Source organism: Hoylesella shahii (assembly GCF_937990675.1).
GTDB lineage: Bacteria > Bacteroidota > Bacteroidia > Bacteroidales > Bacteroidaceae > Prevotella > Prevotella shahii.
The window spans coordinates 43974-67498 of record NZ_CALKQY010000031.1 but is presented as its reverse complement, the minus strand read 5'-3'; the positions used below and the strand labels follow the sequence as shown (position 1 = coordinate 67498).

General features: G+C 44.3%; 17 protein-coding genes. 10 read left to right on the top strand and 7 right to left on the bottom strand.

The features are described from left to right. Positions 1-886: 886 nt before the first annotated feature. The 8 genes from QME03_RS05350 to QME03_RS05315 all read left to right on the top strand — a co-directional run bounded on the left by QME03_RS05350 (position 887) and on the right by QME03_RS05315 (position 11244). A complete protein-coding gene (locus tag QME03_RS05350; RefSeq protein ID WP_281723700.1) occupies positions 887-1285 on the top strand; it encodes a PH domain-containing protein in 399 nt (132 codons plus the stop codon). Then, positions 1282-2568 (top strand): D-alanyl-D-alanine carboxypeptidase/D-alanyl-D-alanine endopeptidase, encoded by a 1287-nt coding sequence (dacB, locus tag QME03_RS05345; RefSeq protein WP_281723699.1) that lies wholly within the window; start codon positions 1282-1284, stop codon positions 2566-2568. The genes QME03_RS05350 and dacB overlap by 4 nt, the downstream gene beginning before the upstream one ends. 44 nt (positions 2569-2612) lie before the next feature. Then, positions 2613-3779 carry a mechanosensitive ion channel family protein gene (locus QME03_RS05340; RefSeq protein ID WP_281723698.1) on the top strand — a complete coding sequence of 389 codons (1167 nt, stop codon included), beginning with the start codon at positions 2613-2615 and terminating at the stop codon, positions 3777-3779. 69 nt (positions 3780-3848) lie between these two features. After that, positions 3849-5024 carry a tetratricopeptide repeat protein gene (locus QME03_RS05335; protein ID WP_281723697.1) on the top strand — a complete coding sequence of 392 codons (1176 nt, stop codon included), beginning with the start codon at positions 3849-3851 and terminating at the stop codon, positions 5022-5024. A 115-nt stretch (positions 5025-5139) separates the two neighbouring features. Further along, the gene (locus QME03_RS05330) at positions 5140-6387 is read left to right on the top strand and encodes an A/G-specific adenine glycosylase (RefSeq protein ID WP_281723703.1); all 1248 of its coding nucleotides are present in this window, start codon (positions 5140-5142) and stop codon (positions 6385-6387) included. A 120-nt stretch (positions 6388-6507) separates the two neighbouring features. Then, positions 6508-8019: an arylsulfatase gene (locus QME03_RS05325; protein WP_281723696.1), complete on the top strand. Its 1512-nt coding sequence runs from the start codon at positions 6508-6510 to the stop codon at positions 8017-8019. 462 nt (positions 8020-8481) lie between these two features. Beyond that, positions 8482-10680, top strand: a complete 2199-nt coding sequence (locus tag QME03_RS05320) for a thiol protease/hemagglutinin PrtT (RefSeq protein ID WP_281723695.1) — start codon at positions 8482-8484, stop codon at positions 10678-10680. 126 nt (positions 10681-10806) lie between these two features. Then, positions 10807-11244 (top strand): hypothetical protein, encoded by a 438-nt coding sequence (locus QME03_RS05315; RefSeq protein ID WP_025817222.1) that lies wholly within the window; start codon positions 10807-10809, stop codon positions 11242-11244. Between the two features lie 350 nt (positions 11245-11594). On the opposite strand, the gene alaS is transcribed toward QME03_RS05315, so the two are convergent. Then, a complete protein-coding gene (gene alaS / locus QME03_RS05310) occupies positions 11595-14216 on the bottom strand; it encodes an alanine--tRNA ligase (protein WP_281723694.1) in 2622 nt (873 codons plus the stop codon). Between the two features lie 411 nt (positions 14217-14627). On the opposite strand from alaS, the gene QME03_RS05305 reads away from it, so the two are divergent. Continuing rightward, a complete protein-coding gene (locus QME03_RS05305) occupies positions 14628-14978 on the top strand; it encodes a MerR family transcriptional regulator (RefSeq protein WP_025817219.1) in 351 nt (116 codons plus the stop codon). Between the two features lie 198 nt (positions 14979-15176). On the opposite strand, the gene trxB is transcribed toward QME03_RS05305, so the two are convergent. Continuing rightward, entirely contained in the window at positions 15177-16130 is a 954-nt protein-coding gene (gene trxB / locus QME03_RS05300) for a thioredoxin-disulfide reductase (protein WP_110370501.1), read from the bottom strand. A 280-nt stretch (positions 16131-16410) separates the two neighbouring features. After that, positions 16411-16959 carry a glutathione peroxidase gene (locus QME03_RS05295; RefSeq protein ID WP_281723693.1) on the bottom strand — a complete coding sequence of 183 codons (549 nt, stop codon included), beginning with the start codon at positions 16957-16959 and terminating at the stop codon, positions 16411-16413. A gap of 287 nt (positions 16960-17246) precedes the next feature. Here QME03_RS05295 and QME03_RS05290 point away from each other — a divergent pair, with 287 nt between their 5' ends. Beyond that, positions 17247-17825 carry a hypothetical protein gene (locus tag QME03_RS05290; RefSeq protein WP_281723692.1) on the top strand — a complete coding sequence of 193 codons (579 nt, stop codon included), beginning with the start codon at positions 17247-17249 and terminating at the stop codon, positions 17823-17825. Positions 17826-19453: 1628 nt separating this feature from the next. Here QME03_RS05290 and QME03_RS05285 read toward each other — a convergent pair. From QME03_RS05285 to QME03_RS05270, 4 genes are all read right to left on the bottom strand, one after another. Next, complete coding sequence (locus QME03_RS05285; RefSeq protein WP_025816843.1) at positions 19454-20350, bottom strand: DNA/RNA non-specific endonuclease; 897 nt, start codon at positions 20348-20350, stop codon at positions 19454-19456. 206 nt (positions 20351-20556) lie between these two features. Further along, the gene (locus QME03_RS05280; RefSeq protein WP_009229215.1) at positions 20557-20808 is read right to left on the bottom strand and encodes a type B 50S ribosomal protein L31; all 252 of its coding nucleotides are present in this window, start codon (positions 20806-20808) and stop codon (positions 20557-20559) included. A gap of 293 nt (positions 20809-21101) precedes the next feature. Then, positions 21102-22481 (bottom strand): hypothetical protein, encoded by a 1380-nt coding sequence (locus tag QME03_RS05275; RefSeq protein WP_273146921.1) that lies wholly within the window; start codon positions 22479-22481, stop codon positions 21102-21104. 135 nt (positions 22482-22616) lie between these two features. Continuing rightward, positions 22617-23459 carry a DUF5689 domain-containing protein gene (locus QME03_RS05270; protein WP_273146924.1) on the bottom strand — a complete coding sequence of 281 codons (843 nt, stop codon included), beginning with the start codon at positions 23457-23459 and terminating at the stop codon, positions 22617-22619. Positions 23460-23525: the final 66 nt, after the last annotated feature.

The window sequence follows — 23525 nt, the reverse complement described above, 5'->3', positions numbered from 1 at the left end:
AAATGGTGCTAAACGCAGTGCAAAATGCTGCTAAATGCAAGACGAAAAGCATAAATATTCACTGCAACAGTTCATACAAAACCGCTTTGAACCACTAAAACATGGCTCAAAAGGGGCAAAACAGCCACTAAAAAGTGGGGTTTTAGTGGCTAAATGCAGATAATTGGGGGTGAAAAAATTACGAGTTGGCAAGCAACTAGAAAGGCAAAATGGTGCAAAATGCAAGTTGTTTTCTTAAAAATAGACAAATAGAAAGGTGTGTAAGAGTGAAAACTGGGGCTATTTACCTACTTTTTAACCTAAATTTTCGCTAGAATGGAGGGGCGAGAAGGGTGTGTTTTGTAAAATATAAAGACACAAAAAGAAACCAGATTAAGTAGCTCTTATGGTTGATTATAAACTTCAATCCAAGACAAACGCTCCATTTTTAACCCCTAAACTGCGAGTAACGCAAAGGAACATAATGGTTTTGCACTCGTTTGTTGGATCTTCGCCCGAACCCATTTACGCTATACTCCCCACCTCTGTATACTATACGCCCTACTCCTTTATACCATACGCCCTACTCCTTTATACCACACGCCCTACTCCTTATATACCATACGTCCTACTCCTTTATACCACGCGCCCTACCCATTTATACTATACTCCCCATCCATTTATACTATACGCCCTCCCCCTTTATACTAAAAAAATAATAAACAAGGCGGCAAAGGCGCAATAAGAACAATTATTTTTGTAACTTTGTAGATTGTGAAATGAAGGTTGGTAAAGGATGCCTATACTGCGTTATTGCCCAAACAACGCCCTTGGGCAAATGGGGCGGAGCGGTAAACAAGCACCCACACAAACGCCAACACCACAACAAACGCGCTAAAACACCACTATGGACAGAACCTTCCACCAACGCTTTACTCCAGCCTCGGCCTGTGGCATACTTGCCTTTGCGCTGCTTGCGCTATACCTATTTTGGGTGAAAAACGCCCTTGCAGGCTGTTGCTTGGCTGCCGTGGTGGTAGTGATGATAGAACGAATAATACACACCACCTATGTGTTTAGCCACAATGGCAACGAAGAGATGCTTGTTATAAACAAAGGACGATTTTCGAAAACAAAACACATACGCATTAACGACATCGTGAAATGCCATAAGATGTCTACAGGATTTGGCCTGTCGCAATACATACTACTGCAATGTGGCCACAAAACATTGGTGAGTGTGCAACCAGATAACGCCGACGCCTTTATCGCTGAGATAAAGAAAAGGCAAGCAACACAAGAATGATGAATGTAAAAAACAGATATATTATTGCCTTACTGATGGCCTGGCTCATGGCCTTGCCGATGATGGGGCAAGTGGAAAAAGACACTAACGACGACGAGGACGAAACAGTTGCTGCATCCGACACGCTAAATACCGACTCGATTTCGGTCGACACATTGGTTACAGACAGTCTGTTGCCTTGGCCTCAATCGGTAAAGATGCGCTTAGACAAGTTGTTGCAAGCCGACCTTTTGCGCACATCGCAGTTGGCATTGATGGTTTACGACCTCGATGCCGATTCGGCTATATACTGCTTTAACGAGCGCCAAACCATGCGCCCAGCCTCTACCATGAAGGTGATAACGGCCGTTACTGCCCTTGACAAGCTGGGCGGTTCGCACCAATTTAAAACAGAGCTGTGCTACACGGGCACAATAGAAAACCGCACGCTCATTGGTAACGTGTATTGTGTTGGGGGATTCGACCCCCGATTTAACACAGACGACATGCATGCCTTCGTGGAAAGTTTGCAAAAAATGGGTGTCGACACCATTCGCGGAACGCTCTATGCCGATAAGACGATGAAGAACGCCGACCTATTGGGTAAGGGTTGGTGTTGGGACGACGACAACCCCGCGCTCTCGGCATTGGTATTTGCTCGTAAAGATGTGTTCATCGACCGCTTTATGCAAGAACTTCGTAAGGCTGGTATCGTGCTCGATGCCTTCTCGGCAACAGGGCAACGACCGCAAAATGCCATCTGTATCTGCACCAGATTTCACACAATGGACCAAGTGTTGATGCGTATGATGAAAGAAAGCGACAACCTTTACGCCGAAGCAATGTTTTACCAGATAGCAGCTTCAACAGGAAACCAACCGGCAACAGCCAAACATGCGGCGCAAGTGGTGAAAAAACTCATTTCTAAACTTGGTCTTAACGCCTCTGCTTACAAGGTAGCCGATGGGTCGGGCCTATCGCTTTACAACTATGTCTCGGCCGAATTGGAAGTGGCCATGCTGCGCTATGCCTACCGCAATGCCAATATCCACCTGCACCTTTCGCCCTCTTTGCCAATTGCTGGCATAGATGGCACTCTGAAAAGCAGAATGAAAGGCGTGTTTACCCGTGGCAACGTGCGTGCCAAAACGGGTAGTGTAACAGGTGTTTTCTCGCTGACTGGCTATTGCACTGCTGCCAATGGGCATCGCCTTTGCTTTTCCATTATCAACCAAGGCGTGATGCATGGTCGCAATGCACGTGCATTTCAAGACAAGGTTTGCACTGCACTATGTCAGCCCTAATACGTAAAAATCAAGATAATAACTAACTCTAAACCACCATAACAATGGAATCAATAAAAAACTATGTAGAAGATTTTATACGCCTTACAGGCATTTCGGGCAATGCCGTGCCCATTGTACGCCACATATCGTTGGTGCTTATTGCCATATTATTGGCTTGGGCTGCTGGTGCTTTATGCAAAAAACTCATCATCCCTATTGTGCGCCACATAACTAAAAAGACAAAAAGCAATTGGGACGAAATCATTTTCAACGATAATGTGCTGATAACAGCCAGCAGAATTATGCCTGCCATAGTGATAGCATGGCTCTTGCCCTTGGTGTTTTTCCAATATCCCACTGTACACACCATCTTAGAAAAGCTCACGGCATTGTATATCGTGGTGATGTCTGTTCGCCTTTTCATCGCACTTATCAACTCGCTCAATCAGCTTAAGCTCTCTTCTAGTCCGGCAGTGCGCCAATACATCCGCACATTCTGTGGGGTGCTAAAGGTTATTCTCATTTTCATCACAGCCATTGTGATGGTGGCCATTTTGTTTAACAAAAACCCCATGTCGATCTTTGCTGGTCTTGGAGCAACATCGGCCATCATGATGCTGGTATTTAAAGACACCATCGAAGGCCTTGTTGCTGGTATTAGACTCACAAGTAACGACATGGTGAGAAAGGGCGACTGGATAACAGTGCCCTCAACATTAGCCGATGGTGTGGTAGAAGACATCAGTCTAACCACCGTTAAGGTAAGAAATTTCGACAACACCACCGTCACCGTCACACCTTTGACACTGGTTAGCGGTTCGTTTCAAAACTGGCGAAGCATGGAAAAGGGCGAAGGACGACGCGTTAAGCGCTTGCTTTACATAGACTTTAGAAGTGTTAAGCTGGCCGACGAAGCATTGAAAACGTCGCTGCTTACCAACAAATTACTCTCTGAAGAACAAATGAAGGGACAAGAAGTGAACATTTCGCTCTTCCGAAGTTTTGTTGAACAATATCTCAAAAATCGCCCCGAGGTAAACGAAAAGCAAATTTTGGTGGTGCGACAAGTTGAGGCTACACAGTCAGGATTGCCCATCGAGTTTGTGTTCTTCATCAAAAATTCGCCCGACATTCATTACGAACACACCCTTGCCGACATCATTGAGCATCTTTATGCCTATACGCATGCATTCGGTTTAACAATTTATCAACAGTATCCTGAACAATAACTAAATATAAAAACCTTATCCGCTAAAAGGATATTGGCCCTATACTAACTAATATAAAACATTTCTGTCATGAAAAAATTATTACTCATGGCTGTGCTATTGTTAAGCACTAATGCCGCTTTTGCACAGAAAACCGAAGAAGACGAGCAACTGAAAAAAATGAATGTTGCTGCGTTAGAACTCCTAGGAGAAGAAAAATACGAACAAGCAGTGGAGGCTTACACCAACTATACCGCGAAACTTAAATCTATTAAAGGTGAAGCCGACACCACTTACATTGAAGGTTTGGTGTTTCTTGGAAAAGCATACTTTAGAGCTAAGCGCATTAATAAGGCCGTTGAAACAGCGCAAAAGGTGGTAGACCTATATGGCAAACACGTAAGTACCAACGACAAACGGTATGCGTGGTACTTAGACAATCTGTCGCTATACCTTGCCTCTAACAACAAATCCAAGGAGGCTTTAGCATGCAGCAAGAAAGCTTTGGAGATTTACGAAAACCTTTATGTTCACGATAGAGACATGGCTTCAATACTTATTCATGCGGCCGAAAACTCGTTTTGCGCTGAAGAAAAGGAAGCTGCCATTAAGTATCAACTTCGTGCACTGGCCATAATGAAAGACTTGCAGGGCATACACTCTGAACAATATATCGAAGAAGCGAAATATCTAATTGGATATTACAGCGGAAACGGACAGGAAGACAAGGCTAAAAGCTTGAACGAGGAAGTGGAAAAACTGGAGAAAGAGAAGAAAGAAGGCTATGGCGACCTGCCCAAACTGGTGAAATTTGAAACACCTGAAGACTGCAAAAAGCACACCGAAGACATGCTGAAATGCTGCCGCTTCTATATAAACCATCTATTTACAGCCCACGACATCGATGACGCCGCCAAATATATTATAGCCTGGACGGAAACATCCGACCAAGTAACAATACCTATTGGCAAGGTGGAATTGGAGCTAATCTCTTCAGAAAAGTCGCGCCCCTACATTTATAGCTACTTTGCTGGCTATACGCTTTACGCGCTCGAGAACAACGAAATCAAGACTGAAGAAGATTTGTATGAAACTGCTGTTGTGGTAATGCTCAACCATTATATCAGCAATAAAAAGCTTACTGGCGAGGTAAAAGTACTCGAAAAATATCTTAGCCTTTACAATAAGGATAAGCAAAAGATGTTCGATTTGATACGTAAGAACTTCCCTAAAGGCGATACAAAAGATAAAAAGAAGAAGAAATAACCACACCTAGGTTTCTCCGTGCCATAGACAGATAAAGAAAGTCTATATGCACAATCATGATTAGAAGCCAACACGTGCTGATTAAAGCAGGCTATTCACCCAATATTAAACTCTCATCGTGACCACTATTCATCCCTTTTCATCCGCATTGCTCGAATGGTTTCGCCAGCACGGCCGACAGTTGCCGTGGCGCGAAACAAAAGAGCCCTATGCGATATGGCTTAGCGAGGTGATATTGCAACAAACAAGAGTGAGCCAAGGCATGGATTATTGGGTGCGATTTATGAACCGTTTTCCTACTGTGGAGGTTCTTGCCAAAGCCACCGAAGACGAAGTGTTGCTACTTTGGCAAGGTTTGGGCTATTATTCGCGGGCGCGAAACCTGCACCACGCAGCTAAACAGATAGTTCAATTGGGGCATTTCCCAAACACACACGAAACCATCTCTACCCTGAAAGGTGTGGGAACGTACACCGCTGCGGCCATTGCATCCATCGCATTCAACATTCCTGTGGCTGTGGTGGATGGCAATGTATATCGCGTTTTGGCGCGTTTCTTTGGCATCGACACGCCAATCAACTCCACCGAGGGCAAAAAGCAGTTTGCCGCTTTGGCCCAATCGCTCCTTCCGCAACACGAGCCAGCACGCTACAACGAGGCCATTATGGATTTTGGAGCCCTGCAATGCTTACCCGTAAAGGGAGAAACAAGGAAGCTAAACAACAAAACAGGCAAGGCCAACAAATGTAATCGCGTTTCAGACCTCGCACCAGCATTCTGCAACAGCTGTCCGCTAAACAGCCAATGCGTAGCCTTTGCCCAAGGTTTGGTGCGCTCGCTGCCCGTTAAAACCAAGTTGGTTAGCCCAAAACAACGACAAATGGGTTACCTATATATAAGGTGTGGGGGCGAAGTTGCTATACGCAAACGGCCCGCTGGCGACATTTGGCAAGGTTTGTGGGAACCATTGCTGTTTCAAGACGAGGTTATTGAAGACAACAAAGGCGAGAAAAAGCACAGCAAACGAGCCAAAAACAGTGTGGAACAATTCCCCTCTTCGCAGTTGCTTACCTATCTCGACCTGCTTGCTAAAGGTCAGTTAGACAACCCTTCAACCCCATCTTCGTCATCGAAATGGGATATTCGGAAAGCCACTTCACCCACAATAACAGGGTGTTTCGCCTTTAAGCATGTGCTTACACATCGCATCATCAAAGCGCAATTTGTAATTATGGAAACAGCGGTTAAGCCGTCTTTACCAGCTGAATATATATGGGTTGCCGAAAACAGCCTAAACCATTACGCCATTCCCAGACTCTTCGAGCTGTTTCTTGAAAAGCTAAATGAGCCAATAAAGACGTAAACACCATCAACATGGCAACACTTAACAGCGCACTACTAAGCAAAAAATAAGTTAGCCACTACAGATAAACCCACAAACGGATAAAATCTTAAACGTGTAAAATCATAAATAAGAATACAAATGAAGCCTAACATTTCTCTACTCCCAACCCTTTTGTTGCTTGCCCCCGCAGCATGGGCCAAGCAAGTGCAACGTCCCAACATCATCTTCATCATGTGCGACGATATGGGCTACGGCGACTTGGGTTGTTATGGACAACCTTTTATCCACACACCCAACATCGACAAGCTGGCACAAGAGGGCATGCGCTTTACACAAGCCTATGCTGGGTCGCCTGTTAGCGCACCATCAAGGGCGTGTTTGATGACAGGACAGCACAGTGGGCACACCGAAGTGCGAGGCAACAAAGAATATTGGACCGACTCTGCACCCGTGAAATACGGCGACAACACCGACTTTAGCGTGGTGGGACAACACCCTTACTCGCCCGATCACATCATCCTTCCAGAGGTGCTTCGCAACAATGGATATACCACTGGCCTATTTGGCAAATGGGCTGGAGGATATGAAGGCTCGGTATCGACGCCAGATAAGCGTGGCATCGACGAATTTTATGGTTATATTTGCCAATTTCAAGCCCACTTATACTACCCTAACTTCTTAAACGAATATAGCCGCAAACGAGGCGATAAGGCAGTAAGCAGGGTTGTTTTAGAAGAAAACATCAAATATCCAATGACTGGTAAGGGGTACGAAAAACGCACACAATACTCGGCCGACCTTATACATCAAAAGGCCATGCAATGGTTAGACCAACAGCAAGCAGGCAAACCCTTTGTGGGATTTCTTACCTATACCCTACCCCACGCCGAACTAGTGCAACCCGAAGACTCGCTACTCGAAGGCTATAAAAAGAAATTTTTTGTAGACAAAACTTGGGGTGGGCAACCTGGTTCGCGATATAACGCCACCGTACACACGCATGCACAGTTTGCTGCAATGATTAGTAGACTTGACCAATATGTAGGAGACGTAATGCGAAAGCTGAAGGAGAAGGGACTGGAAGAAAACACATTGGTAATATTTACCAGCGACAACGGTCCGCACGAAGAGGGAGGTGCCGACCCCACATTCTTTGGACGCGATGGTAAACTGCAAGGGCTTAAACGCCAATGCTTAGAAGGTGGCATCCGTGTTCCATTCATCGCACGATGGAAAGGACAAGTTCCTGCTGGCTCAACCAACGACCACCAACTGGCTTTCTACGACATTATGCCCACCTTTGCCGAACTGGCTGGCGTGAAAGATGTAGCCAAACGCTACCGCAACCCTCGATTAAAAAACGATTACTTCGATGGTATTTCGTTCGTTCCCACACTCACGGGCAAGGGAGTACAACATAAACACCCCTACCTGTACTGGGAATTTCACGAAACAAACCAAATTGGCGTGCGCATGGGCGACTGGAAATTGGTGGTTAGAAAAGGGGTTCCAGCACTCTACAACCTAGAAACCGACTTGCACGAAGACCATGATGTGGCTGCTCAGCACCCAGAAATCGTGGTAAAAATGGTAGACATCATCAAGAAAGAACATACCGAAAGCAATTTGTTTAAGGTTACATTGCCCTAAATTAACAAAAGGGAAATATGCCCAAACAGCTACGTTAAAACATTTGAGTGCGAAACTATTCTCGTTCTTTTTATGTAACTTTGTAAGCGCTTCACAACCCATGGGGAGCGCGTTTATCGCACCTTAACGGCTGATTTATAACATTACGCGCCTTAACTCGTAGACTTGGCCTTAGCATGCTTTGCTTAACACCAAAGGATACATAGCCAAACACGAACAAAAAACGCACGAGTAAGCAGCTAAAGGCAAACTTAAAAGCCCTAAATATCTGCTAGAAAGTGAACCACAACCCGCAGCGTGGTATGTTTAAAGCCAGCCATTTAATACCAAAGCAATATATTTTAAAACACAAACAAAGACAAACAAAACTAATTAACAAAAGCAATGAACCAAAACAAAACAAAAAATAGGCTGTACCCTAAAAGCAAATGGGTTAATGTCCAAAAACCAATTATTGGAGCAATGATGCTTATTGCACTTACTCTTTGTGTGGCTTTACAAGTAGAAGCCAAAGTGGTTACAGGTAAGCAAGCGCTAAACATCGCCCGAAAATACGTCTCACCCAACAGAGAATCAATAGCCTCTGCACAAACTCGTGCAGGTGAGCAAACATCAATTAAGCCCTATTATGTTTTTAACGACCTGCAAGGAAAGGGCTTTGTGGTGGTTGCTGGAGACGATGCCATGGGCGAAATACTGGCCTATGGCCACCATGGTACACTCGATACGCTAAACGCTCACCCTGGCATAAAATTTCTTTTACAAACCTATCGCGAGAGTTTCAACCAGCTGCAACAAACTCCTAGCACCGCAAAGCCAACCACAAGAGTCATGCCAACATATAAGGTGGTGCAGCCTTTGCTCACTTGTAACTGGAGCCAAGACTATCCTTACAACAAAAAACTGGTTTATCCTTACACGGGATGTGTGGCTACGGCTGTGGCACAGCTGATGTATTACCATAAATGGCCTGCAAAAGGAAAAGGTAAAAACTCATACACTGTGGCCTACTACAAGCACGAGAGGCATACCGACTTTAGCAAATCGCGCTATGATTGGGCACAGATGAAAGACGAATACACTTATGGTTCGCCTGGAACTGTAGAAGAAGAAGACGCCGTTGCCCTATTGATGAGCGATGTGGGTACTGCCACTTACATGCAATACACCCCCTCTCAAAGTGGTGCACAGAACGAGGCAGCCGAAGCTGCTCTAAAAAACAACTTTGACTATACCACGGCTTTTGTTGCCAGAAGCGACGAAGGCATGCCGGCCTTTGTAGACATCGTGCGACAAGAACTTACCAACGGCTTCCCCGTTTACCTTTCGGGAAATTCTAAAGGAGGCGGAGCTGGGCACGCTTGGGTAACAGATGGTCTGGACGATAAAGGACTTTTCCACATGAATTTTGGCTGGGGCGGACAGAGCAACGGTTATTTCTCGCTTGCAACGCTAAGTGTTGAGCAAACAGGAAACGAGTTTGGCGGACGTCCTATGACTTATCGCTACGCACTGATTGCTATTTTGGCTCATCCCAACAAACCCAACACGCTGCCGATAGACAATGCATTGATGGCCGAAACACCCAAACTGAAGTTCAACATTGGCGGAAGCTTAAGAATGGCTCAAAGAAATGGCGACACATTTAGCACTTCAACGATGCCTATCGTTGAGATGAACGAGTTTGTTAACTACGGCAGGCCCTTCAAAGGAGACATCGGTGTGGGCGTCTTTGATATGGATGGTAAACTGATTACGGCCTGCCCCTCAGACTATCACGCTAAAGGTGGGTTCACACAACACATCTATGGCGAATATACTAATGGGGTTATGGGGCGCGATTACAGCATTGTGCAAGCACAAAAAATAAAGGTAAACCTTAATAATCTTGCCGATGGCTACTACCAACTGCTACCCATCTGCGCACCACTTAAAGAAGATGGTAGCTGGGATAAATGGATTAACATGCGCCAAGCACCTCGAATGGTGATTGAAATTGGAAAAGGTAAGGTGCGTATATTGGAAGAAGACTCTATCACTGCTGGATTTCAATTAACAGAACAGCCCTCTAAACTATGGCTAAAACCAGGAAAAGAAGAGACCGTATATGTGCCTGTAAGGAATAAAGGCGGACTGGGCTTTGGCTATTTTGCTAAATTGCAACTTCTAGATGATAAGGGCAACGTGGCCTTTGAAGCGCAACGCACCAGCGCAATGGAGCTAGAAGGATTTAGAACTACATGGATGCCCTTTAATATCAATGTACCCAACAACTTAAAAGAAGGCAACTACAAAATGAAGTTGATGCTGATTAAGGAAACGGGAACAGGCATCGACGACCCTGAAGCCGAACGTTTTATTGTGGAAAAGCTTTATAACAAAGACGAAACAGTGTTCTTTGTATCAGCACAACCCACTGGTATTGATACTCAAAACGCAATCAATTACAGCCTAACTCACAACCAACAGCTGGTAACTGTACATGGCAAAGGTTTGCAACGCGTTAGATTATACACCATTAACGGCCTATTAATTAACGAACAAGCTGCAACGCACCTCGATGAAGTAAACCTATCGCTCGCTCATCTTGTGCCAGGCGTATATATTGTGCAGGTAATGGCCAACAATCAAGTGCATACTCACCGCCTCTTTAAACGCTAACGAGCTGCACGCAGCACATATCCCTGTGTCATTAGGCATCAAATAGCCCATTGCTAAAAGCTAAACGCTGACTACACACTCGTACTTGGGAATGTTGTTTACACCTCTTCTAAAACATTAATGCTTATGCTTTCAGAAAAAATAATCGCTTTTTGTAAGGAGAAAGGCTGGTGGTACGACGAGCTTCTGCCTGAATATGCCGAAGCACTAAAGAGTTTGGACATAGATTTGAACAGTGATTTTGCAACATTCTATTTGCATGTTGAAGACAGTCCCACCTTTTATAGCAGGCATCAAGCGTTGTATCAAATATGCTGGTTTGTAATAAACACGCCCTACGACATAAGTCTTTCATTTACTCACGCGGCTTTAGAACTGCCCGAAGAATATATCCCGCTAGACAGCTTTGAAGCAGAAGGGGGATTTTTCTACAATCGAAAAACTGGCGAAGTGCTAGAAATAGAAGTGGGACAAAAGCTCATTGACTTTCGTAATGGTAAACTTAGTCCGCAATGGAGCAACTTCAACGCATTTATTGAATGGTTTTTTGAGTTGGACACTTAAGCCTTAAATGGTCAAACCATCTAAAATATCAGTAGAGTTTGATGAATTTGGACTTACAGAGTAACACTGCATGCAACATCATTAGGACTCAATAAAAGAGCAGTGTTTTCGCTCATACGAGTGAATCATCTAGTAGGAGGTAAATACTTTTCGTAGGTGTTTACCTCCTACATGTGTATTTACCAGTCTCTTACACCACCATACATACCATAAAGTACAGAGCATCACAAATTATCGCCGATTAATAACATAGCAATGATGCACCATGCCCAACAGCAATGGCTGCATATAGCTAGTAAAAGACAAAAAAACAACCCCTCTCATCATGGAGAGGGGTTGAATATAGAGGTTTATTGACACGCTAGTTCCACAGCTTTGTCTACGGCAACCGATAAACCATCGAGGTTTTTACCACCAGCCGACGCATAATGAGGCTGTCCGCCACCGCCACCTTGAATGAATTTGGCAGCTTCGCGAATAATTTGGCCTGCGTTCAACCCGTGTTCGCTCACCACATCGTCGCTGAACATGATGCTAAGCAAAGGTTTGTCGTTGGCTGTTGAGCCGACAACGCACACCAAGTGTTGAGGTATCGCCTCACGAACTTTAAATACCAGGTTCTTAGCTTGCTCGGCATTGATGGGCAAGATTGCCTTAACCACCGTTAATCCGTTCACTTCTTTGGCATTTGCCACAAGCTTATCTTTTAGTCTTTCAACGGCTTGAGCCGAGAATTTCTCAATTTCCTTGCGCATCACATCGTGCTCTTCCATGAACTTAGTGATAACCCCCTGCAGGTCTTTAGCATTGTTAAAGAGATTGCGAATGCCACGAAGCGTATCTTCCAACACGTACATAGCCTCCTCACAACGTTTACCAGTGAAGGCTTCTACACGGCGTATACCTGCTGCAACACTGCTTTCGCTAACAATTTTGAACATACCAATACGCCCTGTGCTACGTGCATGGATGCCACCACAGAACTCACAGCTGGGTCCGAAGCGCACAACGCGCACCGTGTCGCCATATTTCTCACCAAACAAGGCCACAGCTCCCATGGCTTTAGCCTCTTCAAGTGGAGTATTGCGGTGTTCGTCGAGTGGTAAGTCTTGGCGAATAAGGTCGTTTACAAGGCGTTCCACCTCGCGAAGTTCCTCATCCGTAACCTTTTGGAAGTGCGAAAAGTCAAAGCGTAGCGTGTCGGAAGCCACCAACGAGCCTTTTTGTTCAACGTGTTCGCCAAGCACTGCCTTCAAAGCATAGTCAAGAAGGTGGGTTGCAGTGTGGTTAGCAGCACTTGCTTCGCGCTTATCCGTATCCACACAAGCCATAAAGTCGGCCTCAGGAGCTTTGGGCAACTCCTTCACAATATGTATGCTTTGGTTGTTTTCGCGTTTTGTATCAATGATTTCTACTGTCTCTTCGCCATTAACAAGCACGCCACAATCGCCCACTTGTCCGCCCATTTCGCCATAGAAAGGCGTGTAATCGAGCACCAACTCAAAGTATGTATTCTTCTTTTGTGTAACTTGTCGATAACGAAGAATATGGCATTCGTACTCTGTATAGTCGTAACCCACAAAGGTTTGTTCGCCTTCGCGCAACACAACCCAATCAGAATTTTCCACAACAGCCGCATTACGAGCGCGTTCTTTTTGCTTTTGCATCTCCACATCAAACTGGGCAGCGTCTACTTGCAGCCCGTTTTCACGGCAGATAAGCTCGGTAAGGTCGAGAGGGAAACCATAAGTATCGAACAAGCGGAAAGCATGCGACCCATCAAGCGTGTCTTTGCCTTCAGCTTTAAGGCTTTCCATCTCATCGTTAAGCATCGAAATACCCTTTTCAAGCGTACGCAAGAAAGAGTCTTCCTCTTCTTTCATCACGCGTCCGATGAGTTCGCGTTGGGCTTTCAGCTCAGGATAAGCATCGCCCATTTCGTTAATAAATGTGGGCAACAGCTTAAACATAAATGCAGAACGCTGCCCCAAGAAGGTGTAAGCATAACGAACGGCACGGCGAAGAATGCGGCGAATAACATATCCAGCCTTAGCATTACCAGGCAACTGTCCGTCGGCGATGGAGAAAGCCACAGCTCTAAGGTGGTCGGCAATAACGCGCATGGCCACATCCACTTTCTCATCGGCACCATATTGCATGCCCGAGAGACGAGAAATCTCTTGTATTACAGGTTGGAACACATCGGTATCATAGTTCGAGGTCTTACCTTGCAGCGAGCGCACAAGGCGCTCGAAGCCCATACCCGTATCAATTACGTGCATTGGCAGAGGCTGCAACGACCCGTCGGCCTTGCGATTAAACTGCATAAACACGATGTTCCATATTTCAATAACCTGTGGGTTGTCTTGGTTAACAAGACTAGCGCCAGGTACTTTTGCTTTTTCTTCGGCCGAACGCGAATCGAGATGAATTTCCGAACAAGGGCCACAAGGTCCAGTTTCGCCCATCTCCCAGAAGTTGTCGTGTTTGTTTCCGTTGATGATATGGTCGGCAGGCAGGTGTTTAGACCAATATTCTGCGGCTTCGTCGTCGCGTGCAATACCCTCTTCGTCACTACCTTCAAACACCGTAACATATAAGTCTTGCGGGTTAAGGTGCAGCACATCCACGAGGTATTCCCAAGCGTAATCAATGGCTTCGCGTTTAAAATAATCGCCAAAGCTCCAGTTTCCCAGCATTTCGAACATGGTGTGATGATAGGTATCGTGGCCCACTTCTTCCAAATCGTTATGCTTTCCGCTTACGCGAAGACACTTCTGCGAGTCGGCTCTGCGACGAGGTTCGGGGTCGCGTGTACCCAAAATAATGTCTTTCCATTGGTTCATGCCGGCATTAGTGAACATCAATGTTGGGTCGTCTTTAATCACCATAGGGGCCGAAGCCTCTATCTTATGCCCTTTACCCTCAAAAAACTGTTTGAAGGACTCGCGTATTTCGTTCGCTGTCATCATCGTTTATTATCTTGAATTTTTATTTTATTCCTGTTAATCAGCACCAAACAAATGCACTTCTACAAAGCATTAAAATGACGCTTGGTAAAGAGTCCTTTGGTTTAAGTTGCAAATTTACAACATTTTTTTCAAACATGCGTAGCCAAGGGGTTATATTATGCCGTGGTGTTAATCTTGGTTTAAGCAAAGATTTTATTTTTTCCAAAGATTGGAAAAATCAAAGAAATGTAGTAATTTTGCATCACGAGAGTACTTAAATGTAGCTTCGCTCAGGATAACTTAGTTGCCATAATAGGCATAAAATGTGCACAAGAAAGTTTGTGGCACGTTGTTCCGCACTTGGAACGGTGTAAAACGAACGAAGGACCATTCCCAAATTATCCCCTAAAAAGGGCCAAAAGCTAACCCAACATGGTATTGAAGACTGACAGAAACCTAAAGTTGTACTACTCCATTAAGGAAGTAAGCGACATTATAGGTGTAAACGAGAGTACGTTGCGGTATTGGGAAACCGAACTACCGCAGCTTAAACCGCGCACCGCTACTGGGTCGAAGGTGCGCCAGTACACAGACAGAGACATCGACCTGCTAAAAAACATCTACACGCTGGTTAAGGTAAGAGGATTTAAAATTGCTGCCGCACGTAAGATGATTAACGAAAATCGCGAAGGCGCCAACAGAAGTACACATGTGCTTAATACGCTTCTCGCGGTTAGGGACGATTTGCGCGCACTCAAAAAAGAGCTCGATGGACTGGTGTGATACGATTTGGCGAGTTGATTAAAAACTCGACAAACTGTGTAAACAAACATTAGGGCATACATGCGCCAAGCATAGACCAAGCAAAAGAACACGATGAGAGGCGATTGCACTAAAGAATTAAAAAGGCTTCCTGCTTAAAGCAAGAAGCCTTTTTATTTGTTTGCCCATCATGGAGCCATCATTTTCGAGAAAAACGCATTATTTTTTGGCTTCTAATTCGCCCAGATAGCGTTCGGCTTCCAATGCAGCCTTGCATCCAGAACCTGCTGCAACAACAGCCTGACGATATACAGGGTCGGCACAATCGCCTGCAGCGAACACCCCCTCTACATTGGTCTTACATGTTGCACCTTGCGTTTTGATATAACCAATTTCATCCAATTCGAGCCACTCTTTAAACACATCGGTGTTAGGTTTGTGTCCGATAGCAAGGAAAAAGCCATCAAGAGGCAAATCATAACGTTCTTCGTCGGCCTCGCCCATGCGCTTTACAAGGTGCGCGCCTTGCAATCCGCCTTCACCATAAAGGCCAAGCGTATTGTGTTCGTAAAGGATTTCTATTTTAGGATTGCTCTCCACACGCTTTTTCATCACGTCAGAAGCGCGCAAGAAAGGCTTGCGTACAATCATGTAGACCTTAGAACAAAGCCCGGCAAGGTAGCTAGCTTCTTCGCAAGCAGTGTCGCCACCACCCACAACAGCCACCACTTTTTTGCGATAAAAGAAGCCATCACAAGTGGCACAGGCACTGACACCTTGTCCGTTATATTTCTCTTCGTCGGATAATCCAAGGTATTTGGCAGATGCACCTGTAGAAATAATCACCGTTTCGGCCTCAATTTCCACACCTCGGTCTGTGGTAAGCACATAAGGTTTACTACTAAAATCGGCCTTAACAATCACTCCATCGCGAATATCAGCACCAAAACGCGCAGCTTGCTCGCGAAATTCGAGCATCATTTGATTACCGTCCACTCCCTTTGGATAACCTGGGAAGTTTTCTATCTCTGTGGTTTGGGTAAGCTGTCCACCTGTTTGCATTCCGCAATATAGCACTGGGCTAAGGTTAGCTCTTCCCGCATAGATGGCCGCAGTGTATCCGGCCGGACCGCTACCCACGATAAGGCAGCGTGTATATTCTCTTTTGTCCATAACTGATTTGTTTATAATAAGGGGCGAACCCATTCTGAATATTTTCGTACAAACAATGTGCCAAAAGGTGTTTAAGGGCTTGCCAAATGGTTAAAATTGCGAAAAGGAATTAAAGAGGATGCCTGCTGTGTAATCGTTACTACGAAAACAACTTTTTAAAACCAGCTTCGTGTGTTTGTGTAAACATTAAATCACAAATAAACGCTTATTATATATAAGGTGTGACGACAGCTGCTAAGGCGACTCTCTTTAACTCCTCCACTCGCTCGGATATGAAGATTTAGAGCAATTCTTCAATTTTTTTGCTTACGTTTTCAAGGCTTTCCGTGGGTTCGAAACGAGCAACCACCAAGCCAAGCTTGTTAACCAGAAACTTTGTGAAGTTCCATTTGATGTCGGCTTTATCCTTATAGTCGGGGTCTTCTTTAGAAAGCATCTCCTCAAGGATGGATGTTAACTTGTGATTGGGGTCCCAACCAGCAAAACCCTTTTGTTCTTTAAGATACTTATACAGTGGTTCGGCATCATCGCCATTAACCTTTATTTTCTTGAAACGTGGGAATTCGGTGCCATAAGTAAGTTTGCAAAACTCGTGAATACTCTCGTCGGTACCTGGTGCTTGCTGTCCAAACTGGTTGCAAGGGAAGTCTAGAATGGTGAAACCCTTTGCGTGGTATTTTTCGTAGATAGCCTCCAATTCTTCGTACTGCGGTGTAAAGCCACACTTAGTTGCCGTGTTTACGATGAGGATAACCTCATTGGCATACTCCCTCAAAGATACTTCTCCGCCTTTTCTGTCTTTAACAGCGAAATCGTATACTGTTTTCATTTCCAATATTATGTTTAATGTTATTCTAGTTAGCGCATTTTGCGCGTCTACAAAGATAACAAATATTATTGAAAACGCCATTTTAATGCTTGTAGATTAACATTATTGGGTTTGTAGCTTATTCTCTTTGCCATCGAAAACAACGTGCTAGTCAACGATTTCCAACACACCTAGGGGGATTTTCCTCCCAACAATAGGCGAAGCCCTACATTGAAATAGATTATCCTCCCATGCTAAATAGCATACTTATAACTATCTTTGCATCAGAAATAAATAACATCACGATTATGAAGAGTTTAAAGACAATAGGTATGATGGCCTTTATAGCCATTGCCACGATATTCGTTTCGAGTTGCCAAGTGGATACCAACTATTACGAAGACAACTACTACCAACGCTATAGTTGGTGGGACGATAGTTATAACTACCCCTCTTCCGACCTCGTTTTAATGGCTCAAACACTTCGCGGACACTGGGATGGGCAGCTAGTTGCTAGAGGAGTGGACGCCAATGGCTATGCAGGCGTAAAATCATATTATACAGATATTGAATTCGACCAATACAATTCGAATGCCATTTACGGACGTGGTAGACAGAGAGACTTCGAAGGACGTAACGACCGCAACCCGTTTACCCGCAGCTTTTCATGGCATATAGACAACCGCACACGTGCCATCGTTATCACCTACGATAACAATTACACAATGACCATCGCGTATAGCGAGCTTAGCCTCAACGATAACCAATTCATTGGAACAATGCGAGGAACAAACGAAACAGATGAATTTAACTTCAGAAGATATACATTGGCGAAGAAAGGTTTGGTAGACCTGTCGGAGCTTACAGATACCACAACCACAAAATAACCCTCAGCCAGAAACAGTTAGACAATAGGTAACAATCAGGTAAGGGCGTAAAAGCCTGATTGAGCAAATAAGATTAACAAGTTATATGCCATGCAGTTTGTAAATAAGTTGTGAAAAAGAGTGCGGACGAGCCAAATGCTCGTCCGCTTTTTGTTGATTTGCTTGGAAAACGCAGGCTAATAATTCTGTTGAACCACACACTGATGTCGCCTTAAAGCTCAATAAACCACAGCTTGAAGCGTGCATCGGCAATGAAACAACAAGCCAACTACTCTCTGGAAGGCCTAAGAAAGCTAAAGAAAGCTCCTGATACAAATGAGTACTTACATGAACTAAACGGATGTACGCGTAGCCTCTCACAACTAAGGATAGCACAAATATCGTGAACAAATGCACAGGCTATTGGGGTAATACGTAAATCAAATATTAGGCCACAGCATTGTTTTTGCAAAATCCCTTACAACGTTTTGCGTGTTAAATTAAGTAATATTATTTTACAAAACACACCCTTCTAAACAACCCCTTCTAGCGAAAACGCATACTAAAAAACATGTATTTTGGTCTATTTTTTCGGTCTTGCGCACTTTATTTTACACCTAATCTAAGTGCAATAGCGCCATTTTGCACCATTTAGCCTTTCTATTTGTTCGCCAACTCAAGATTTTAATCAGCCCCAAAAGCCGCTTTTTGTACCTAAAAAGCCCATTTTTAGGCTATTTTTCACCAATAAAAGGCAGCATTATTTATCTTTTCTAAGGTGATAACCAGCGCCATAATCTACCATTTTCACCATTCAGTCTTGCGTTTTGCACCATTTAGCCTTGCGTTTTGCATGAGTTAGCACTGCGTTTTGTAGGAGTTAGCACTGCGTTTTGCATGAGTTAGCACTGCGTTTTGTAGGAGATAGCAGTGCGTTTTGCTGCATTTAGCACTTTATTTTGCTACAATTAGCCCAAAATATAGTATAAAACGCGGTTTATTTCATCAAAAACACCTTTGAAAACATCACCAAAGCAGTGCCGCTTTTCATCCGAACAAACCTCAGCGAGAATCGATTATTTGGGAGCGAGTGAACTGTTGGTGAAAAATAAAGCGCTCACAATGTTAAATTTTACACCGAATATTTTACATCATACACAAACAAAATATAAGAACACCTATCATTACCTAATTAAGGAAAGCGCCGAGCACACGCGCTAGTAGTGCAATCGTTGTTAGAAAGTCAAACAACAGAGCAAGAATAATTCAGCCCATCGCTTTTGTATTTCCTCCAAATAATCGCTTGAGGTACACAGAAAACGAATGCCTTTACTCTCCTTCAAACCAAGATAAGCATAAATAAATCCACACTAGCAAACAACACTAAAACCAATATCTGCCACTAAAGGTTAAACGCAACACCATCAAACACACGTTGTTTCTACCCAATTAACGATTCAGCTACTTAGCACCTGCAACAACAACCTAGGCAAAGCAGCACACAAAGAGCAGCAGTCGTCTTTGAAACGCATGCCTAAAGCTTGTTCACTGGGACACTATGCATGCGACATCGATAACTGCGTGAATGAAGAGGCCGTTAGTTGTGGGCGAAAATTATCCCATACATGCACACACTTACGGCTCTAGACTTAGTTCAAGCCCCACAACGTGTTGTTAACAGCAGCTTCTTCCACCACATTCTCTATATCATCAGGCAAATTACAGAAAAAGTCGATACCTGTTTTTCTCTCTAATTCCTTAATAGAGACTGCGTATTTAGCTAAACGTTTGTCATTGCTAGGTTTATGTTCAATCCAAAAGCCCATGGCATTATACACACCATTTTTCACCCTTAACAAAGCCATAAAGAAAAATTTGGGTACAATTAGTCCCTTTCCAATAGTTGCCAACACCTGTTCAGACTTGTCTATCGTGCCTCCTTTGCAAATATAAAGTGTATCGCAGAACGAATAACCATTGCGACTAGCAATCTCGCGCACCTTTGTTTCCATGGTTTCCCATACAGCTCGGTTAAATCCAGGCAACTGGGGCTGCATGTTGGTGAGATAAAAAGTTTGATAATTGGCTTCATCCGAATTAAGTCTGTCTGCCGACGGACATATATGCCCATGATCGTAACCAGTACTCCGGTAGGGATCAGAGGTAAACCATAGCGACTTGGGCAACAAAGGGTCCACAGGGTATTGGTTTGTGTCCGACTTATAACGGTTTGCGTTCTTCACCATGTTACTTCTAAAAAGCTGGTAGCAAGACCACCTTTGCGCTTTTTTCGCCTCATTCCATTCCACAGCGAAGTTCAAAACGCCATCTTTGGTTTTATGCAACAGCACCCTATTGGCCCCTGTTTTAAGTTGCGGAAACTCCAAACGCCTATACTCTTTATACGTACTGGCATTGTTGGCATTGCGATTTTCGCCTGTAGCCACATTGCCATTACCGCCCGTTTTGTCCACTTTACTAAGGTCTTCTCCTTCACAAGCCACTAATACAAAGGCAACGGCGAACATCATTAACTTCTTTATCATTTGGCAAAGAAAATTGTTTTGAGGTCATAAAAAAAAATCTGTGGGCTGCATTACATCCTTCAACACATACCACATATATTTGCGAAATGCGCCCTTAACGTATATGCAACTACGTTGAGGGCGCATTTCTAAAGTGTTCGAAGCGTAATAGTGAACAAATGCTACTTCATACGCTCGTTTAAATATATACTTATAAAAAAGATATATTATTTTTTGATCTTACCATAGCGGTTCATGAAGCGGTCTACGCGACCAGCTGTATCAACAAGCTTGCTCTTACCAGTATAGAAGGGGTGAGAAGTGCTTGAGATTTCAATCTTTACCACAGGGTAAGTTTCGCCTTCAAACTCTACAGTGTCATTGGTTTTGCACGTAGATTGTGAAAGGAACATATCGCCGTTGGACATATCTTTGAATACGACGGGGCGATAGTTTTCGGGATGAATACCTTTTTTCATTTTACTTTTTTATATATATGTTATGTAATACGTATACTATACGGGCTGCAAATTTACGAATAAATTCGCAGCCCGCCAAAGCTTTCTATGCTTTTTTAGTGAAATAGTGGGGTGAAGGAATGAGGACCCCGTTGACAAGTTAACCAGTTAACGTGTCGAAAAACGTGGGAGGGCAGTTGACAAGTTGCCAAGTTAATGAGTTAACAAGAAACTGCGCCAACCGCTGGCTTAGCCGTTATCCAACGCTGCATTGTGTGTTGCCGCCTGAGAGTTGTCTGCAAGCCAAAGAGCCGTTACTTGACGTACACAACAGTGACTTTAAGTATGCGCAATTGCACACCACCGCCCTTGGGCTCCGAGAACACGTTCTTGTAAGTTACCGAGTTGCCATTGAAAGACACGGTAGCAGTGGTGTTGCCAACATAAACGTCTTTCTTGAACTTGTCGCAGTCAAGGACAACCTTGGCAATCTTCTTGTTCCCTGTTATTGTGAAAACGTTATTGGCATAAATACGCAAGTTCTTAAACTTGCCGACATAGGTTGGAGCAGCCTTTCCGTCCGATTGTTCAACCGTCAGCGTTAGTCCATCCCCCAAATTAATTGGGTCAACTTTGGCTATATCGTCATTTCCTAACTTGCTCATTTCATAGGTTATGGTTTCCGTTCCTACCTCTGCGTTGGTATTGGTCAACGTTACCACTTGCCCCTCAATAGAAAGTCCTTTACCCGTTTGGGGCGTTTCAGGTTCTTCGGGAGTAGTTCCGCCAGTCTCTTTCTTGCCGTTAAGCATATAGAGATGTGTTTTCCCACCAGCAGCTCCAGGGGTGTTCCCCTTAAAGTTTACGAATGAGCCGACAACAACAACCTCATCACCTACCTTAATTTGGTCTTTTGTTTTGAACTTTTCATTATTTAGGAATTTGCTACCAAAAATGTACAAGCTGTCCATTTTCTTCGTGTTGTCATCGGAAATATAATAAGTGGCACTACCATATTTCTCCAAGTTTACCTCTTTAATGTATCTGATCTTTCCTTTTACATATAGGTTTTTAAGCGTATCTTTTCCCCCCAAGGTCTTAATCTTAGCTAAAGCAGCCGTTACGTTGTAAGGCTCGGCCTCCGTTCCAGCACCTTTAGGTTCGCCAGGAACTAGCGTTTCGGCCTCAACGGTCTTACCGTTAAGCGAGTGAATCCACGATTTGTTGGGTTCGCTCTCAGGCGTGTTGCCCTTGAAGTTGACGAAAATCCCACGGATAACAACCTCGTCACCCGCTTTAATTTGGTCTTTCGCAGTGAACTTGGCGTTACCTAAATACTTGCTACGGTATATCTGCAAACTATCCATCTTTTTGGTAATGTCGTCGGAAATAAAGTAAGTTGCGTTGCCAAAATTACCTGTATCCACTTCCTTAACACTTCTAATCTTTCCTTTCACAAAGATTTCGCCTGTATTCTCTCCGCCTTTCAGGGTCTTAATCTTCGCCAAGGCGGCAGTAATGTTATAAGGATCGGCTTCCGTTCCTGTGCCAGTAGGTGTGCCGGGGTCAAGCACTTCTTGGTTGCCACCCTTGTTTTCGTTCGGGTTGTTGTATGGTTCGGGCACGTCTTGGCAACCCCCTAGCATGGCGGTAGCAAGAGCCGCTATTAATATTGCATAGATTACTTTTTTCATAATGACTGCTTATTATATGTGTTAATGTTTCTTTTATCAAGTTTCTGCCTTACTCTCCGCCGTTGTATTATCCGCATAATTCTAGCTGTGTAGACAAACAAACGCGCATGGAGAGAGCCGAAAACTCAGCGTGTTTCACTTCTTTACGTCGCTCTCGGTACGTATCAGTATTTGCCACGTGTTGCGAAAGCGAGTGAAGATGCCTGTTATGTCTACCGTTCCTTGTGGAAGTGGCTGGGCGGCAAAGTCGGCGTAGGTGCTGGTGCGCACCACAATTTGTTTGCTTGTAAAGCCTTCCAACTCGCGGTTAACGCTGTTGGCTGCATCTTTTTCGGCTGCCGATGCAAACACCTTTTTACCATCTGCGTCTTTAAACTTAACGCCTTTGATGGTCATCAGTCGGCCACTGTGGGTGCGAAGATATTCTGCATCGGATATTTTCGACACGTCGAACACTTCGGGTTGCACTTTCGATACATCAACAGAGCCCGCATAATTGAAATGCTCGTTCCACAAATAGCGGTTCATCCTGCTAACCGAAGTCTGTCCCTTGCCATTGGTAAAGGGTGTGCCGATGGCCGCTTGCTGTCCGTAACTGCCCACAAAGAGGTCTTTGAGGTTAACGATGATTTCTTGTCCAACGGGCAAATAACCGAAAAGACCGCCTTGCGCGATGTTGATAAGTATGCCGCCTGTTGCATCTTCTAGGCAAATGCTATTATAAATGTTGCCTTGAATGTCGTTGCCTGTTATGCGACCTTTTATCTGTATGTTGTTTTCTACCTGCTTATATGGGTCTGTTTGCGAGGCGATGACATTGGCGTAGTTGTTCTTCAACTCGCTAATGGTAATTACGTTTGTTTCTTTTATGCTCGGATTGCCGTACGCCTCACTGTTGTTGGGGTCGTTCCAATCCTTGTCCATGCAGCCAACAAGGGCCGCACAAGCTATGGCAATGAGCGAATATCTTATTTTCATGTCACTGTTGATATTTTGTTTGCGCTGCCCAGTTCGTGACTTTGGCCAACCGAACTGTGGCTATGC

What these genes read in the sequence shown, in the direction of transcription:
- QME03_RS05325 (WP_281723696.1), top strand. Translation starts at nt 6,508, where the DNA reads ATGAAGCCTAACATTTCTCTACTCCCAACCCTTTTGTTGCTTGCCCCC.
- QME03_RS05275 (WP_273146921.1), bottom strand. Translation starts at nt 22,481, where the DNA reads ATGAAAAAAGTAATCTATGCAATATTAATAGCGGCTCTTGCTACCGCC.
- QME03_RS05305 (WP_025817219.1), top strand. Translation starts at nt 14,628, where the DNA reads ATGGTATTGAAGACTGACAGAAACCTAAAGTTGTACTACTCCATTAAG.
- QME03_RS05290 (WP_281723692.1), top strand. Translation starts at nt 17,247, where the DNA reads ATGAAGAGTTTAAAGACAATAGGTATGATGGCCTTTATAGCCATTGCC.
- dacB (WP_281723699.1), top strand. Translation starts at nt 1,282, where the DNA reads ATGATGAATGTAAAAAACAGATATATTATTGCCTTACTGATGGCCTGG.
- QME03_RS05315 (WP_025817222.1), top strand. Translation starts at nt 10,807, where the DNA reads ATGCTTTCAGAAAAAATAATCGCTTTTTGTAAGGAGAAAGGCTGGTGG.
- QME03_RS05340 (WP_281723698.1), top strand. Translation starts at nt 2,613, where the DNA reads ATGGAATCAATAAAAAACTATGTAGAAGATTTTATACGCCTTACAGGC.
- QME03_RS05270 (WP_273146924.1), bottom strand. Translation starts at nt 23,459, where the DNA reads ATGAAAATAAGATATTCGCTCATTGCCATAGCTTGTGCGGCCCTTGTT.
- alaS (WP_281723694.1), bottom strand. Translation starts at nt 14,216, where the DNA reads ATGATGACAGCGAACGAAATACGCGAGTCCTTCAAACAGTTTTTTGAG.
- QME03_RS05335 (WP_281723697.1), top strand. Translation starts at nt 3,849, where the DNA reads ATGAAAAAATTATTACTCATGGCTGTGCTATTGTTAAGCACTAATGCC.
- QME03_RS05285 (WP_025816843.1), bottom strand. Translation starts at nt 20,350, where the DNA reads ATGATAAAGAAGTTAATGATGTTCGCCGTTGCCTTTGTATTAGTGGCT.
- QME03_RS05350 (WP_281723700.1), top strand. Translation starts at nt 887, where the DNA reads ATGGACAGAACCTTCCACCAACGCTTTACTCCAGCCTCGGCCTGTGGC.
- QME03_RS05280 (WP_009229215.1), bottom strand. Translation starts at nt 20,808, where the DNA reads ATGAAAAAAGGTATTCATCCCGAAAACTATCGCCCCGTCGTATTCAAA.
- QME03_RS05320 (WP_281723695.1), top strand. Translation starts at nt 8,482, where the DNA reads ATGATGCTTATTGCACTTACTCTTTGTGTGGCTTTACAAGTAGAAGCC.
- trxB (WP_110370501.1), bottom strand. Translation starts at nt 16,130, where the DNA reads ATGGACAAAAGAGAATATACACGCTGCCTTATCGTGGGTAGCGGTCCG.
- QME03_RS05295 (WP_281723693.1), bottom strand. Translation starts at nt 16,959, where the DNA reads ATGAAAACAGTATACGATTTCGCTGTTAAAGACAGAAAAGGCGGAGAA.